This window comes from Arthrobacter sp. Ld5 (assembly GCF_051172775.1).
Lineage (GTDB): Bacteria > Actinomycetota > Actinomycetes > Actinomycetales > Micrococcaceae > Arthrobacter_D.
Window position 1 is genome coordinate 22,133 of the sequence record NZ_JBPKBO010000018.1, and the last position, 14,894, is coordinate 37,026.

Below are 14,894 nucleotides of genomic sequence, written 5' to 3' on the forward strand. Positions count from 1 at the left end.
CGGGCCGGAGATGTCCACATAGCCGCACCGGCGACGGCCCGCGCGCCACGCCCCTCCTAGGTTGGCTGCATGGGTAAGCACCGATGGCCGACGGCCGGCGACGCCTGGCCGCCGCCCCATCCCGTTCCGCACCGCGAGGTCGACGGCGAGGGCGATGGCGACGGCTATGGACACCCCCGCGAGGACGACGCCGGTCCTTCCCCCCGCGGAGGCATCCAGTGGCGCGTCGCTCGCTCGGCGGCGCTCGTGTTCCTCGGGGTCGCGCTGGCGGTCGGAGCGGCGCTCTTCCTCGTGCGCAGTTCCGAACCCTCCGCCGCCGCGGTGTCGGTGGAGCTCGACGCCGGGCCACCCGATACCGGGCCTGCCGGTGACCGGGAGGCCGGTACCGGGCCTGCCGGAAGCGGTCCCGGGCCTACGGGTGGGGCGTCCGCGGCCGGGAGTGTTCCTCCTGGCGGAGGCGCAGGGCCCCACCCGCAGGCCGGGACAGGTCCGGGGGAGGGGCCGGTGATCGTGTACGTCACCGGGGCGGTGGCATCCCCGGGAGTCATCGAGGTCCCCGCCGGCACGCGCCTCGTCGAGGTGATCGAGCGCGCGGGAGGCGCCCTCCCGGAGGCCGACCTCGAAGCGATCAACCTCGCCGGCCTCCCGACCGACGGCCAGCACATCCACCTGCTGGCGGTGGGCGAGGAGCCACGCCCCGGCGCGGAGGGGCCCGCCCCCGGATCGGGCGGGACGGCGGCCCCGCCCGATCCTGCTGCCGGTGCTGCCGGTGCTGCCGGTGCCGCCGATCCCGCAGGGGGGATCATCGACCTCAACACCGCCACCCTGGCCGAGATCGAGTCGCTCCCGGGGGTGGGGCCCGTCCTCGGGCAGCGGATCATCGATTGGCGCGAGGAACACGGCCCCTTCACCCAGGCCGCCGACGTCGACGCCGTACCCGGCATCGGTCCCGCCCTGCTCGAGGGAATCCTGCCACGCGTCTCCGTCCGGTGAGCAGCTCGACCGCCCCGGGTACCCGCGGCCCCGGCGCCGGACCGGAACGACATCGGACGGCCGGTGCGACCGCGGACCCTGACGTATCGGACCTCCGGCCACCGGAACCCGCCGTGTCGTTCGCCGCGGCACAGGGCCGGGCAGCAGAGGTCCCGGCAGCACGGGACCGGGCAGTACAGGTCCGGGCAGCAGAGGATGGTCGGCGGTGGCTGCGCTGGAGCGGCGATCTCAGGCTCGTGCCCTCCGCCGCGGCAGCGTGGATCGCCGCCGCGACCGCGGTCCACGGCGGAGCGGCGGGCGCGACGGCGGGAGGCCTTCTCGCCGGCGCGGCCGGCCTCGTCCTTGGGTGCGTGCTCCTCCTGGCGCCCCGGGCACCGGTGGCGACACCACCACGGGTGTGGACCGTGCTGTCGGCACAGGCACTCGCCCCGGCCGCTGCGCTGGCCCTCGTCCTGCTGGCGGCAGGGGGCAGCCTCGCCCGCGCCGAAGCAGGACCGGTCGGGCGGGCCGTGCAGGCTGGCGTGCCGTTCACGGCGACCCTGCGGATCTCGGGCGAGCCGGCCCTCCTGCCCCCCGGCCCCTTCGGGGGCGGGAACCGCTACCTGGTGGACGCCGACGTCATCGGGGGCGTCCTGCAGGGGAACCGCTTCTCAGCCAGGACGCCGGTCGCGGTTCTCGCCCCCGAGCCGTGGGGCGGTGTGGGGACCGGGGACACCGTACGCGTGCTGGGGACCGCGAAGCCCTCCGATCGTGTCGGCAGGGCGAGGGCTGTCTTCCTCCCCGCCAGTGCGCCGACCGTCGACGAGGCGGACGGGTGGCTGGGCTACACCGACCGCCTGCGCACACGCTTCCGGGAGCACTCCCTGCGCGACGACCGGGACGGGGGCCTGCTCCCGGGAATGGCACTCGGTGACAGGACCGGCCTGGACCCCGGCCTGGCGGACGCCATGAGGACGACCGGCCTGACGCACCTGACGGCCGTCAGCGGGGCGAACTGCTCCTACGTCGTGGCGTTCGCCTTCCTGGCCCTGCGACTCGTCCGCGCCCCGCGCGTCCCGGCCGCCGCGGGAGCCGTGCTCGCCCTCGTGGGGTTCGTGATGCTGGTCCGGCCCGAACCAAGTGTCCTCCGCGCAGCCGTCATGGGTGCGATCGGCGTCGGAGCCGTCCTGTCCGGACGCGGCAGGGCGTCGCTGACCCTCCTCCTGGTGTCCGTCATCGTCCTGCTCGCCGCGGATCCCTGGCTCTCCGTGTCCTACGCCTTCGTGCTGTCCGTCACCGCGACCCTGGGCCTCGTGCTGGCGGGACCGCGGGTGTCGGAGGCCCTCCAGCGGGTGATGCCACGACCCGCCGCGCAGCTGCTGGCCATCCCCCTGACCGCGCAGCTGTTCTGCACACCCGTGCTCGTACTCATCCAGCCCGTGCTGCCGTTGTACTCGCTGCCCGCGAACGTCCTCGTGTCACCCGTCGTCCCGGCGATCACACTGCTCGGCATGCTCGCGGTCCTCGCGCTCGCCGGTGCCCCCGCCCTGGCGCCCGTGCTGGTCGGCGCGGCCCAGTGGGGAACGCGGTGGGTGGCGCGCGTCGCGGAGCTGCTGTCCGCCGGGCCGGGCGCGGGTATGCCCTGGCTCCCGGGGATCCCCGGCGCGGTCGCCGCAGCGGCGGTGTCGTTCGTGGTCTTGGCGGTCCTCGTCGCCGTCGCCCGGCGCGGCCCTCCCGGCACCACGCGGCGCTACTCATCCGTCGTCGTCCGGGGAGGCGCCGCCGGCAGCCGCCCGCAGCCCGCGGCCCGAGCCGCCCCGCACTCCGCCTCGAGGACCGCACGACTCCGCCGCGGGCGGGCGACGGTCGTCCTCGCGGTCCTGATCCTGTGCGTCGCCGTCGCCGTCGCGATCGTCCGGGTGAGGGCGGGACCGGCCGTCGCTGCATGGGATCTGGCCATGTGCGACGTCGGCCAGGGCGACGGCGTGGTCCTGGCGACGACGCCCGGGCACGCGCTGGTGGTCGACGCCGGGCCGGACCCGGACACCATGGACCGCTGCCTGGACGCGCTGCGGGTGGAGGTGATCGACGCCCTGGTCATCACGCACCTGCACGACGACCACTACGGCGGCGTGGAGGGCGTCGTCCGGGGACGGTCCCTCAGCGCCCTCTACTACTCCAGCGGGGAGCCCGGCCTCCCCGCGTCGGTGATCGACGTCGCGCGGGCGACCGGGATCGATCCCGAGCGGCTGGACACCACGACCACCCTGGACCTGCCGCCGCTCCGGGTGGACGTGGTGTGGCCCACCCCGGAAGCCGACGTGTCGGAGGAGAACAACGCGAGCGCGGTGCTCGACGTCGAGGTGCCGGCGGACGGCCGCCCGCTCAGGATCCTGCTGACGGGCGACCTCGAGGAGGACGCCGCGGCAGCCCTCCTGGGCGTCCATCCGGGTCTCGCGCACGGCGGGGTCGACATCCTCAAGATCGCGCACCACGGGGCGAGGAACGGGGGTACGGCGCTGATCGACGCGCTCGATCCGCGGCTGGCCCTCATCTCGGCGGGGGAGGACAACGAGTACGGCCATCCGCATCCGAGCATCCTCGACGCGCTCGGCCGGGCAGGGATCGTGGCGGCCCGCACGGACGACCTGGGGTCCTTCACGGTGGACGCCGTCGGCACGAGAGTCGACGTCCGCCCGCTCCGATGAGGCCCCTCCGCGTCGGGAGGGTGGGAACTTTGAGGCACGTCGGCGCCGTGCAACAGTAGGAGGTGTTTCGAGGGAAGGAACCCCGCCACGTGGCAACGAGATCACCGGCCGGCCGGACCGGCGCCGCCCACCAGCAGTCGGCCTCCTGGCGCGACGTGCAACCTGCCGGCGTCGTCCTGCTCGCCGGTCCGGAGGACTACCTCGCGTCGAAGGCGGCAGAGTCGATCCGGCAGCAGGTCCGCACGGCGCAGCCCGACGCCGAGCTGGTCCGGTTCGACGCAGGATCCTACGAGGCCGGCCACCTGGCGATGCAGGCGAGCCCGTCGCTCTTCGGGGACTGGAAGATCATCGAGGTGGCCGGGCTGGCCCAGATGAACGACGCCTTCCTGGTCGACGCGCTGTCCTACCTGGCCGACCCGGCGCCCGACGTCGTGCTGGTGCTGCGGCATTCGGGCGGCAATCGCGGGAAGAAGCTGCTGGACGCGGTCAAGGCCGCCCGGGCGACCGTCGTCGACTGCCAGCCGCTGAAGAAGGACGGCGAGAAGGCCGAGTTCGTCACGACCGAGTTCCGCGCCGCCCGCCGCCGCATCGACCCGGATGCCGTCCGCGCCCTCGTGGCGGCCGTGGGATCGCAGCTCCCGGAGCTCGCGGCGGCCTGCCAGCAGCTCATGGCCGACATGACCGGCGACGTCACCGTCGAGACGGTGGAGAAGTACTACGGGGGCCGCGTCGAGGCGACGGGCTTCAAGGTGGCCGACGCCGCGCTGGCGGGACGCACCGCGCAGGCCCTGTCGATGCTCCGGCATGCCCTCGCGACGGGGGCCGACCCCGTGCCCATCGTGGCCGCCCTCGCGATGAAGGTGCGGGCCGTGGCGAAGGTCCACGGGGTTCGCGGGTCCTCGATGCAGCTGGCCAAGGACCTCGGCATGGCGCCGTGGCAGGTGGATCAGGCGCGGAAGGAAGCCCAGCGCTTCAGTCCCGACGCCCTCGCCCGCTGCGTGCGGGCCCTCGCGGAGGCCGATGCCCAGGTGAAGGGCGAATCCCGCGACCCCGTCTACGCCGTCGAACGGGCCGTGACCGTCATCGCACTCGGCGACGGCTGACCGGGCGTCCGGCCGGGCGGCGGCCCTGACGGATTCCGATGGAACGACAAAGGGCCGGCCCCGTCAGGAGCCGGCCCTTCGTCGAAGGTTCCGTCGCTCAGAGCGCGTTGACCTTCTTGGAGATCGCGGACTTGCGGTTCGCTGCGTTGTTCTTGTGCAGCACACCCTTGGTCACAGCCTTGTCGAGCTTGCGGCTGGCCGCCTGCAGCGCCGTGGCGGCAGCATCCTTGTCCGCGCCCTCGACGGCCGTGTTCACGGCGCGGATCGCGGTCTTGAGCTCGGACTTGACCGAGTTGTTGCGCTGCCTCGCCTTCTCGTTGGTGAGGATGCGCTTCTTCTGGGACTTGATATTTGCCACGTATGAGAACTTTCTTTGTTTTTGCGGACTGGTCGTGAGGGTATTTCGGCCGACCGGAGACTGAGCGGCGTGGGGACACCGTGGAGAGATCGGCCAAAGTGCCCGAAGACCTGCGCGGACACACAGCTATACAGATTAGCAGAAAGCCGCCCGCAACCCGAGCGGTCCGGGGCCGGGAACCCGTTCCGGCCGCGACGTGGGCGACCGGCGACTCACCCGAGCAGATGCCGGGGGACCCTAGCGATCACCGTCTCGTAGTGCCGGCGCGGAAGGACGGCACCCTCCCTCCGGATGTCGTCCGGCCGGATCCGCAGCAGGCGGTCCACCTTCACTTCGCTCGGGCGCCCCTGCCGATCCCATGCCCCCGTCCCGATGTCGACGTAGCGATCGTCCTGGTCCCGCGCGTTGTTGCGGTCGCGGCTCGTGAGCATCAGGCCGAGCAGGGCGTTCCCCTCCCGGCCCACCAGCAGCACCGGGCGGTCCTTCCCCCGGGCGGGGTCGTCCTCGTACGGCACCCACGTCCAGACGATCTCCCCGGGGTCGGGCCTGCCGTCCGCGGTGGGGGAGTACGCGAGCAGGGCCGCCCGCCGGGCACCGTGGGCGGCCCGGGACGGAGGGGCGCCCGCGGGTCCGGTTGGGCGCCGCTGGGCAGGGGCGTCCTCCTGCCCGGGTACCGCGCGGCCCGCGGCGCGGACGACGCGGTTCGTGAAGGACAGGAAGGAGCGCAGGGTGATCGCCATGGTCGCATCCTAGCGAGCGCGTCGGGCGTCGCCGGCGGTTCCCGCGGCCGGCGCGGGCCGGGCGGGTGACGTCGTCGACGTGGGACCTGCGGCGATTGCCGCGGCCGCGCGGCAACATGGGACACTAGGGAGAGTGGCCGCGGACCGGTGCCGCCGGACACCGTCCGGGCACAGGGCCCCGTCCCACGAGAGACGTTCCACAAGAGTCCCTGTTCAGCAAGAGTGAGGAAGCTACGTGTCACCCATGGCCCGCACCGCTCCGGTGCCTGCCGCCACCGATCCGGCGATCATCAGGAACTTCTGCATCATCGCCCATATCGATCACGGGAAGTCCACGCTCGCCGACCGCATGCTGCAGCTCACGGGGGCCGTCGAGCAGCGGGACATGAAGGCGCAGTACCTCGACCGGATGGATATCGAGCGCGAGCGCGGCATCACGATCAAGTCCCAGGCCGTCCGGCTGCCCTGGGAGGTGGATGGCACCGCGTACGCCCTCAATATGATCGATACTCCCGGCCACGTGGACTTCACGTACGAGGTGTCGCGGTCCCTCGCCGCCTGCGAGGGCGCGATCCTGCTCGTGGACGCGGCCCAGGGCATCGAGGCCCAGACCCTCGCGAACCTCTATCTCGCGATGGAGAACAACCTCACGATCATCCCGGTCCTGAACAAGATCGACCTGCCTGCGGCCCAGCCGGAGAAGTACGCGGCGGAGCTCGCGAGCCTCATCGGCGGCGAGCCCGAGGACGTGCTCATGGTGTCCGGGAAGACCGGCGTCGGCGTCGAGGCCCTGTTGGACAAGATCGTGCGGGACCTGCCGGCGCCGACGGGTGATCCGAACGCCCCCGCCCGGGCCATGATCTTCGACTCCGTGTACGACACTTACCGCGGGGTGGTCACGTACGTGCGGGTCGTCGACGGCAAGCTCAGTCCGCGCGAGCGCATCCAGATGATGTCCACGCGGGCCAGCCACGAGCTGCTCGAGATCGGGGTCAGCTCGCCCGAACCGAAGCCCAGCAAGGGCCTGGGCGTCGGCGAGGTGGGGTACCTGATCACGGGCGTCAAGGACGTCCGCCAGTCGAAGGTCGGCGACACCGTCACCAACCTGGCCAAGCCGGCAGCGGAGTCCCTGGGCGGGTACCAGGACCCGAAGCCCATGGTCTTCTCGGGTCTCTACCCGCTCGACGGGACCGACTACCCGGTGCTGCGGGACGCCCTGGCGAAGTTCACTCTGAACGACGCCGCGCTGGTCTACGAGCCCGAGACGTCCGCGGCGCTCGGTTTCGGCTTCCGCGTCGGCTTCCTCGGTCTCCTGCACCTCGAGATCACGCGCGAGCGCCTCGAGCGCGAGTACAACCTGGACCTCATCTCCACCGCCCCGAACGTCGAGTACGAGGTGACCCTCGAGGACAAGCGCGTGCTGAAGGTGACCAATCCCAGCGAGTACCCCGTCGGCAAGATCGCCGAGGTGCGCGAGCCCATGGTGTCGGCGACCATCCTCGCGCCGTCGGAATTCGTCGGAGCCATCATGGAGCTCTGCCAGCAGCGCCGCGGCGTCCTCGGCGGCATGGACTACCTCTCCGAGGATCGCGTCGAGATCCGGTACCGGCTGCCGCTCGCGGAGATCGTCTTCGACTTCTTCGACCTGCTGAAGTCCAAGACCCGCGGGTACGGGTCCCTCGACTGGAAGGCCGACGGTGATCAGGTGTCCGACCTGGTGAAGGTCGACATCCTCCTGCAGGGGGAGCAGGTGGACGCGTTCAGCGCCATCACCCACCGCGACAAGGCCTACGCCTACGGCGTGATGATGACGGGCAAGCTCCGCGAGCTCATCCCGCGCCAGCAGTTCGAGGTGCCCATCCAGGCGGCGATCGGGGCACGGATCATCGCCCGGGAGAGTATCCGTGCGATCCGCAAGGACGTCCTCGCCAAGTGCTACGGCGGCGACATCTCTCGCAAGCGCAAGCTGCTCGAGAAGCAGAAGGAGGGCAAGAAGCGCATGAAGATGGTGGGGCGCGTGGAAGTGCCCCAGGAGGCCTTCATCGCGGCCCTGTCCTCCGACGAGTCGAAGGACAAAGCCAAGAAGTGACGCACAACCGTTCGGGACGTCGTGCCTAGCGCCCTGCCGCTCGGCCTCCCGGCGCCGGAGGACGGCGTCCTGCCGTCCTCGGCGGCCGAGGGCGCCGTCGACCGCGCCTTCTGCCTCTACGTCCACATCCCGTTCTGCGCGGTGCGGTGCGGCTACTGCGACTTCAACACGTACACGGCGACCGAGCTCGGCGGCGGCGCGTCGCAGGACGCCTACGCCGGCTCCGTCCTCGCCGAACTCGCGCTCGGAGCCCGGGCGCTGGAGGCCTCCGGGGTGCCGTCCCGACCGCTCGCGACGGTCTTCTTCGGGGGCGGGACGCCCACGCTGCTCCCGGCGGAGGACCTCGCCGCGATCCTGCGGGCCGCCCGCGACCAGTGGACCCTGGCGCCCGACGCGGAGGTGACCACCGAGGCGAACCCGGACTCGGTCACGCCCGAATCGCTGCGCGTGCTCAGGGAGGCGGGCTTCACCCGGGTCTCCTTCGGGATGCAGTCCGCGGTACCCCACGTCCTCGCCGTCTTGGACCGCACCCACTCCCCGGAACGGGTGCCGCAGGCCGTGCAGTGGGCCCGGGAAGCGGGGCTGCACGTCAGCCTCGACCTGATCTACGGCACTCCGGGGGAGTCCCTGGAGGACTGGCGGACCACCCTGACGACGGCGCTGTCCTACGCGCCTGACCACATCTCGGCCTACGCCCTCATCATCGAGGACGGGACGAAGCTCGCCTCGCGCATCCGCCGCGGACAGGTGCCGCCGATCGACGACGACGACCACGCCGACAAGTACGAGCTCGCGGACGAGCTGCTCACCGCGGGCGGACTGCAGTGGTACGAGGTGAGCAACTGGGCGCGCACCCCCGCTGACGCGTGCCGGCACAACCTGGCCTACTGGCGTGGCAGCGACTGGTGGGGGGCAGGTCCGGGAGCCCATTCGCATGTCGGCGGGACCCGCTGGTGGAACGTGAAGCATCCGCGCCCCTATGCGGACGCCCTGGCGGCGGGCCGTTCCCCGGCGGCCGGGCGCGAGGTCCTCTCGGCCGAGGACCGCTACGTCGAGGACGTGATGCTGCGGGTACGCCTGCGGGAGGGGCTGGCCACCGACACCCTGACGGCGCCGGGGCGCCGCGCCGTCGCCGGGCTCATCGCCGACGGTCTGGTCGAGCCCGCCGCGGCCTTCGCAGGGCGGGTGGTCCTCACGTTCAGGGGTCGGTTGCTGGCGGATGCCGTGGTCCGCCGACTGCTGCCCGACTGACCGGATCGGATCTGCCGGACCGGTCCGTCAGGCGTGCTCCGGGCCGCTCAGCGGATCAGGCGGAGATTCAGGGGGTAGCGGTAGGGCCGGCCACGGTTGACCTGGACGCCGGCCTTGACCGAGAAGACGGTGATCGTCAGCCAGATGAGCGCGTTCACGACCGCGAACACCCCGCCGACGACCGGCAGGAGCGAGAGCAGCCACGCGGCCAGCGCGAGGATCGTGGGAGGGAGCGTGAAGTTCAGCGCCTCCTTCGACTCCTGGGCCGTGAAGGGGCCGCGACCCTTGAAGATGAGGAAGATCAGCAGGGACGGGATGAACCCGAGGATCCCGCCGAAGTGCGCCAGGGTGGCGAACTGGCGGTCCTCCGACGCCGTCAGGGGGAGGGCGTTGGCCGGAGTGCCTTCGAACGCGGGCTGCGACCCGTCCCGTCCGTGGTGCTGTCGGTCGGCAGTGTTGGGCAACGTCGATTCCTTTGCTGGCTGTCGTGGAACTTCCCCCCGGAGTGCTCCAAGAATACGCGGTGGCGGCGCCGACCTGTTCAGGGACGGTCCGGGGTTGCGGTGAGGAAGTCGATCACTTCCTCCACGCGGCCCAGCAGCGACGGTTCCAGATCCGCGTAGGTGACGACACGACCGAGGATGCGCTTCCAGCCGTTGGCCACGGCGGCCTGATCGTGGTGCGGCCAGCCGAGACCGGCCAGGATGCCGGTCTTCCAGTCCTGGCCGCGAGGGACCACGGGCCAGGCCGTCAGCCCCAGCGCCGCCGGCTTCACGGCCTGCCATACGTCCACGTACGGGTGGCCGACGATCAGCACGTTGCCGCGGGCCCCGGGGGCGGTCATCGCCTGCTGGGCGATCCGGGACTCCTTGGTGCCCGGGAGCAGATGGTCCACGAGGATGCCGAGCCTGCGCTGCGGACCGGGACCGAAGGCACGGATGGCGCCTTCCAGGTCGTCCACGCCGTGGAGCGGCTCGACGACGATCCCTTCGAGGCGCAGGTCGTCACCCCACACCTTCTCGACGAGTTCGGCGTCGTGCTGGCCCTCCACCCAGATCCTGCTCGCGCGCGCCGTCCTCGCCCGCGCGTTCTCGACCCGGACGGATCCGGAGGCGGTGCGTGCGGCGGCAGGGCCGGCCGCACGGGCAGCGGCCGGGGCGGGCGCGACGACGTGCACCGGGCGGCCGTCGAGGAGGAAGCCGTGGCCGAGCCGGAATGTCCGGGTCGTGCCACGCCGGTCCTCGAGCACCATCACGTGGAGTCCGCCGGACTTCTCCACCCGGATCACCGCGCCGACGAATCCACTCTGCACGTCTTCGAGGACCAGGTCCTTCTCGACGGGGACATCCGGGAGCGCCACCCGCTTCGGAGCCGATATGTCCTGGGCTCCCCAGCCGTAGTCCATCCCCGGTTCGTCCTTCCCACGGGGGCTCCGGCGGTCTGCCGCAGCCCGGGCTCCCAATGCTAACAATCCACGCGGACGTACTAGACTTGGCACTTGGGTGTGTCGAGTGCTAACCGCCGGGACCACCCGCCGCGCGACCAGACGAACGGATCCGGAGGTGACACAGGAATGAGTGAACCGCGACGCCTGGAGGTGCTCCGGGCCATCGTCGAGGACTACGTCCACTCCCGGGAGCCGGTCGGGTCCAAGGCCCTGGTGGACCGCCATCGGCTCGGGGTCTCCTCGGCCACCATCCGCAACGACATGGCCGTCCTCGAGGAGGAGGGCCTGATCACCGCCCCCCACACCAGCTCGGGACGCATCCCCACCGACAAGGGCTACCGCCTGTTCGTGGACCGCATCTCCGAGGTGAAACCGTTGTCCGCGCCGGAGAAGAAGGCGATCCAGACCCTCCTGGAGGGCGCCGAGGATCTCGACGACGTCATGGACCGCACTGTGAGATTGCTCGCGCAGATCACCCAGCAGGTGGCCGTCGTCCAGTTCCCCCGCGTCGGCGGGGCGTCCGTGCGGCACATCGAATGCGTGCTGCTGGCGCCGCAGCAGGTCCTCGTGGTCCTGATCGCGACGAACGGCGTGGTGCAGCAGCGCATCGTGCGGACGACCGCGGACATCGAGGAGTCGGAGCTTTCGGAGCTCAAGCAGCGCATCCTGTCCGCCGTGGCGGGGGTGAAGCTCACGGCCCTGCCGGGCGAGCTCGCCGTCGCCCTCTCCCGGCTCCCTCCGGGGCTGCGCGCCCACGGGGGTACGATCGTGAAGGCGCTCGAGCAGCTTGCCGGGCTCGGTCGGGACGATCGCATCCTGCTCGCCGGCACGGCCAACCTGGCCCGCTCGACCGGGGACTTCCCCCTGAGCATCGGGCCCGTCCTCGAGGCGCTCGAGGAGCAGGTGGTCATGCTCCGGCTGCTGTCGGAGATGGAGTACGACGCCCGCGGGATCTCGGTGCGGATCGGGAGCGAGAATCCCTATGGAGGCCTGTCGGAGGCCTCCGTGGTGGCGACAGGGTACGGGCCGGACGCCGGGGCGAAGCTCGGGATCCTCGGGCCCACCCGGATGGACTACCCGACCACGATGGCGGCCGTACGCGCCGTCGCCCGCTACCTCTCGAGGATCCTCGAGGAATAACGGGGCAGCGGGCCGCGGTTCTGGGTTGTCGACGGCCGCCCAGGGCCGACCATGGCCTTTCCGCCGGCACAGCCGGTGAGCAGACGACAGAACGTTCAACAGGAAGTGATGTGCAGGAGTGAGTAATCACTATGAAGTTCTCGGTGTAGCGCAGGGTGCGACCGGGGAGGAAATCAAGAAGGCGTACCGCAAGCTCGCCCGGAAGCTCCACCCCGACGTCAACCCGGGCCCGGACGCGTCGGAGGAGTTCAAGCGCGTCAGCCACGCCTACGAGGTCCTGTCCGACCCCCAGAAGCGGCGGGTCTACGACACCACCGGCAACGAGAACGGGACGGACAGCGGGTACGGCGCGGGCTACTCGGGCTCCGGCTTCGCCTTCCAGGACATCTTCGAGACCTTCTTCGGCGGCGGCGGGCAGCAGTCCGGCGCGCCCTCGCGGACGCGCCGGGGCCAGGACGCGCTCATCAACGTGCGCATCGACCTGAAGGACGCGGTCTTCGGCACCAACAAGAAGATCGAGGTGGACACGGCGGAGACCTGCCCCACCTGCGACGGCAGTTGCTGCCAGCCGGGCACCTCGCCCCGGACCTGCGACATCTGCGGCGGGTCGGGCCAGGTCCAGCGGGCCGTGCGCTCGATCCTCGGCCAGGTCATGACGAGCGCCCCCTGCGGCACGTGCCAGGGCTACGGCACCGTCATCCCCAGCCCCTGCCACGAGTGCAGCGGCGAGGGACGGGTCCGCGCCCGCCGCACGCTGACCATCAAGGTCCCCGCGGGCGTCAGCACCGGCACGCGCATCCAGCTGGCCGGCCAGGGTGAGGCGGGGACCGCCGGCGGGCCGCAGGGCGACCTGTACGTCGAGATCCGGGTCGCCACCGACTCCACCTTCCTGCGGGACGGCGACGATCTGCACGTGACGCTGAGCGTCCCGATGACCGCGGCGGCGCTCGGCACCACCGTGCACCTCGACACCTACGACGGCGACCAGGAGCTCGACATCAAGCCCGGTACGCAGCCGGGGGAGATCCTGACCCTGCGGGGCCTGGGCGTCACGCATCTGCGGAGCCAGGGCAGGGGGGACCTGCGGGTGCACCTCAATGTGGAGACCCCGCGCAACGTGGACCCGCAGCAGGAGGAGCTCCTGCGCAAGCTGGCCGAGCTGCGCAACGAGGAGTACACCGACGGCCAGCTGGCCAGCAGCGGTTCCGGCGTCTTCGCCCGCCTGCGGGAGCGGCTCGGAAACCGCTGAACATGACGCGTCCCCTGTTCTTCGGGCCGGGCGAGGCGGTCCGTGCAGCGACCCCCGGCAGCGTGTTCGCGCTCGGGGGGGACGAGGGGCGCCACGCGGCCATCGTCCGCCGCCTCGGTGAGGGTGAGCGCCTCGACGTCTCCGACGGCGCGGGCTACCGGATCGGTGGCGTCATCACCGCGGTCGGCAACGGCACGGTCGATCTCACCGTCGAGGTGGCCGGCCAGGAGCCCGCGCCACGGCACCGGCTGGTGCTCGTCCAGGCGCTCGCGAAGGGCGGACGCGACGAACAGGCCGTGGAGGCGGCGACGGAGCTCGGGGTCGACGCCGTCGTGCCCTGGCATGCCGAGCGGAGCATCGTGCGCTGGCGCGGCGACAAGGCCGAGAAGGGCCGGCAGAAGTGGGCGTCCCTCGTGGGGGCCGCGTCGAAGCAGTCCCGCCGGTCGTTCGTGCCGGAGGTCCACGCCGTGCTGGACACCCCGCGCCTGGCCGCGTGGGCGGCGACCGTCGACCGCGTGATCGTCCTCCACGAGGACGCCGACCGGCCGCTGACCGACCACGTGTCCGCGCTGCTCGCCGTCGGATCCCCGGCAGCGACGTCGACGGCCGTCGTCGTCGGACCGGAGGGCGGCATCAGCGAGGCGGAGCTGGCGAAGCTGTGTGCCGCCGGGGCCCGAACCGCACGCCTCGGACCGCACGTCCTGCGCTCCTCGACGGCGGGCCCTGCGGCCCTCGCGCTGCTGAACCACCTGCTCGGGCGCTGGTAGCGGGCGCTCCGGCCCTCGGCTATCGGACGACGACGGTCTTCGAGTCCCCGGGCGCCGCGCCGCCGGGGGGAGCACCGGGCACCGAGACGGTGATCTCGTACCGGCCCGGCGGCAGGTTCACGGGGAACGAGTAGGCTCCCGGCGCGCCGTCCTGGGGAGCGACGTCCACGGAACCGTCCCGGAAGAGGCTCGTGGCCCCCGCCGCCGAGCCGTCGGTGCTGCGATCGATCCGCCAGGTCAGTTCGTCCTCCGACGCCGGACCGACCCCGTGGACGGTGAGGCTCCCGGCGTCGGCCTGCGTGTCCTCCTGCGGATCGATGATCCACAGCGGCGCGAGGGTCGCGGCGTCCCGCGTCCACTCCCCGCCGAGATCGATCGATCCGAAGGCGCGGTAGTGCGCCGCGCCGTCGACCAGGACGACCACGGAGCTCGCCTCCCCGCCCGCGATGAGCCCCGCGTCCGACGCCGCCGCCGTGGCCGTGTACACCAGCTGCTGCAGCGCGAGGCGGCCCTGCTCCTCGTCGAGGCGCGGCGGGAACGCATCCGAGGAGATGTCGAGGGTGATGACGTTCTTCGTCGAGATGGACGAACTGACCGACGACGCCGGCCGCCAGGACGAGTGGTAGTCGGGGTCGAGCGGCTGCCCCGCGGTCATGAGACGGACGGCGTCGGCGATCGGATCGCCGGCGGAGTCCCCGGGTGCGGGCAGGTACTCGCGGAAGAGGCGCTCGTCGTCGTCCCCGGCCCCGTCGCCGAGCCAATAGACGGGCACGAGTGCTCCGACGGCGTCCGACGGTCCCGTGCTGAGGGCCTGCCCGGACGCATCGGCGGGCGGCTCGGTGGTGGCTGCCTCGGTCGGCGTCGTCGCACGGGGATCCGGGAGGGGTGCCATCTGCGCATTGCCCGCCAGCAGTCCCAGTTCGGGGAAGAGGAAGGCTGCGCTCCCCAGCAGCACGCCACCGGACACCAGGAGGATGCCGCCGAGTCCCAGCCGGTTCTTCTTCAGGGGGTCCTCGCGGTGCATGCTCGCCTCCTTCCGTCGGGTGCGCGCCGGTCTCTCGTCGGGTCCC

General features: G+C 71.9%; 13 protein-coding genes. 8 read left to right on the forward strand and 5 right to left on the reverse strand.

All coding sequences use genetic code 11. The features are described from left to right. The first annotated feature begins 69 nt into the window (after positions 1–69). The 3 genes from ACSGDB_RS08790 (at position 70) to holA (ending at position 4,783) form a co-directional block, all read left to right on the forward strand. Complete coding sequence (locus ACSGDB_RS08790) at positions 70–993, forward strand: helix-hairpin-helix domain-containing protein (RefSeq protein WP_434994201.1); 924 nt, start codon at positions 70–72, stop codon at positions 991–993. 113 nt (positions 994–1,106) lie between these two features. After that, positions 1,107–3,680 carry a ComEC/Rec2 family competence protein gene (locus tag ACSGDB_RS08795; RefSeq protein WP_434994202.1) on the forward strand — a complete coding sequence of 858 codons (2,574 nt, stop codon included), beginning with the start codon at positions 1,107–1,109 and terminating at the stop codon, positions 3,678–3,680. An 89-nt stretch (positions 3,681–3,769) separates the two neighbouring features. Next, on the forward strand, positions 3,770–4,783 hold the full coding sequence (gene holA / locus ACSGDB_RS08800) for a DNA polymerase III subunit delta (RefSeq protein ID WP_434994203.1): 1,014 nt from the start codon (positions 3,770–3,772) through the stop codon (positions 4,781–4,783). Positions 4,784–4,880: 97 nt separating this feature from the next. Here holA and rpsT read toward each other — a convergent pair whose 3' ends face one another. Then, on the reverse strand, positions 4,881–5,141 hold the full coding sequence (gene rpsT / locus ACSGDB_RS08805; RefSeq protein WP_104120398.1) for a 30S ribosomal protein S20: 261 nt from the start codon (positions 5,139–5,141) through the stop codon (positions 4,881–4,883). A 212-nt stretch (positions 5,142–5,353) separates the two neighbouring features. Next, positions 5,354–5,881, reverse strand: a complete 528-nt coding sequence (locus tag ACSGDB_RS08810) for a type II toxin-antitoxin system PemK/MazF family toxin (protein WP_434994205.1) — start codon at positions 5,879–5,881, stop codon at positions 5,354–5,356. Positions 5,882–6,116: 235 nt separating this feature from the next. Here ACSGDB_RS08810 and lepA point away from each other — a divergent pair, with 235 nt between their 5' ends. Together lepA and hemW are read left to right on the forward strand one after the other, a co-directional pair. Further along, the gene (gene lepA / locus ACSGDB_RS08815) at positions 6,117–7,970 is read left to right on the forward strand and encodes a translation elongation factor 4 (RefSeq protein WP_434994207.1); all 1,854 of its coding nucleotides are present in this window, start codon (positions 6,117–6,119) and stop codon (positions 7,968–7,970) included. Between the two features lie 21 nt (positions 7,971–7,991). Next, positions 7,992–9,221, forward strand: a complete 1,230-nt coding sequence (gene hemW, locus ACSGDB_RS08820) for a radical SAM family heme chaperone HemW (RefSeq protein WP_434994209.1) — start codon at positions 7,992–7,994, stop codon at positions 9,219–9,221. 47 nt (positions 9,222–9,268) lie between these two features. On the opposite strand, the gene ACSGDB_RS08825 is transcribed toward hemW, so the two are convergent. Together ACSGDB_RS08825 and ACSGDB_RS08830 are read right to left on the reverse strand one after the other, a co-directional pair. Next, positions 9,269–9,685: a DUF4870 domain-containing protein gene (locus ACSGDB_RS08825; RefSeq protein ID WP_434994210.1), complete on the reverse strand. Its 417-nt coding sequence runs from the start codon at positions 9,683–9,685 to the stop codon at positions 9,269–9,271. 77 nt (positions 9,686–9,762) lie between these two features. Then, entirely contained in the window at positions 9,763–10,626 is an 864-nt protein-coding gene (locus ACSGDB_RS08830; protein WP_434994211.1) for a DUF3097 family protein, read from the reverse strand. 168 nt (positions 10,627–10,794) lie between these two features. On the opposite strand from ACSGDB_RS08830, the gene hrcA reads away from it, so the two are divergent. From hrcA to ACSGDB_RS08845, 3 genes are all read left to right on the forward strand, one after another. Then, positions 10,795–11,808, forward strand: coding sequence for a heat-inducible transcriptional repressor HrcA (gene hrcA, locus ACSGDB_RS08835; protein WP_434994212.1), 1,014 nt, complete (start codon positions 10,795–10,797; stop codon positions 11,806–11,808). Positions 11,809–11,926: 118 nt separating this feature from the next. Further along, positions 11,927–13,057: a molecular chaperone DnaJ gene (dnaJ, locus tag ACSGDB_RS08840; protein WP_434994214.1), complete on the forward strand. Its 1,131-nt coding sequence runs from the start codon at positions 11,927–11,929 to the stop codon at positions 13,055–13,057. Between the two features lie 2 nt (positions 13,058–13,059). After that, on the forward strand, positions 13,060–13,824 hold the full coding sequence (locus ACSGDB_RS08845; RefSeq protein WP_434994215.1) for a 16S rRNA (uracil(1498)-N(3))-methyltransferase: 765 nt from the start codon (positions 13,060–13,062) through the stop codon (positions 13,822–13,824). A gap of 19 nt (positions 13,825–13,843) precedes the next feature. Here ACSGDB_RS08845 and ACSGDB_RS08850 read toward each other — a convergent pair whose 3' ends face one another. Further along, on the reverse strand, positions 13,844–14,848 hold the full coding sequence (locus ACSGDB_RS08850; protein ID WP_434994216.1) for a GerMN domain-containing protein: 1,005 nt from the start codon (positions 14,846–14,848) through the stop codon (positions 13,844–13,846). Positions 14,849–14,894: the final 46 nt, after the last annotated feature.

Bases quoted from the DNA above. Each gene is read 5' to 3' on its own strand.
- ACSGDB_RS08790 (WP_434994201.1), top strand. From the start codon at position 70: ATGGGTAAGCACCGATGGCCGACGGCCGGCGACGCCTGGCCGCCGCCC.
- ACSGDB_RS08810 (WP_434994205.1), bottom strand. From the start codon at position 5,881: ATGGCGATCACCCTGCGCTCCTTCCTGTCCTTCACGAACCGCGTCGTC.
- ACSGDB_RS08830 (WP_434994211.1), bottom strand. From the start codon at position 10,626: ATGGACTACGGCTGGGGAGCCCAGGACATATCGGCTCCGAAGCGGGTG.
- hrcA (WP_434994212.1), top strand. From the start codon at position 10,795: ATGAGTGAACCGCGACGCCTGGAGGTGCTCCGGGCCATCGTCGAGGAC.
- ACSGDB_RS08845 (WP_434994215.1), top strand. From the start codon at position 13,060: ATGACGCGTCCCCTGTTCTTCGGGCCGGGCGAGGCGGTCCGTGCAGCG.
- ACSGDB_RS08850 (WP_434994216.1), bottom strand. From the start codon at position 14,848: ATGCACCGCGAGGACCCCCTGAAGAAGAACCGGCTGGGACTCGGCGGC.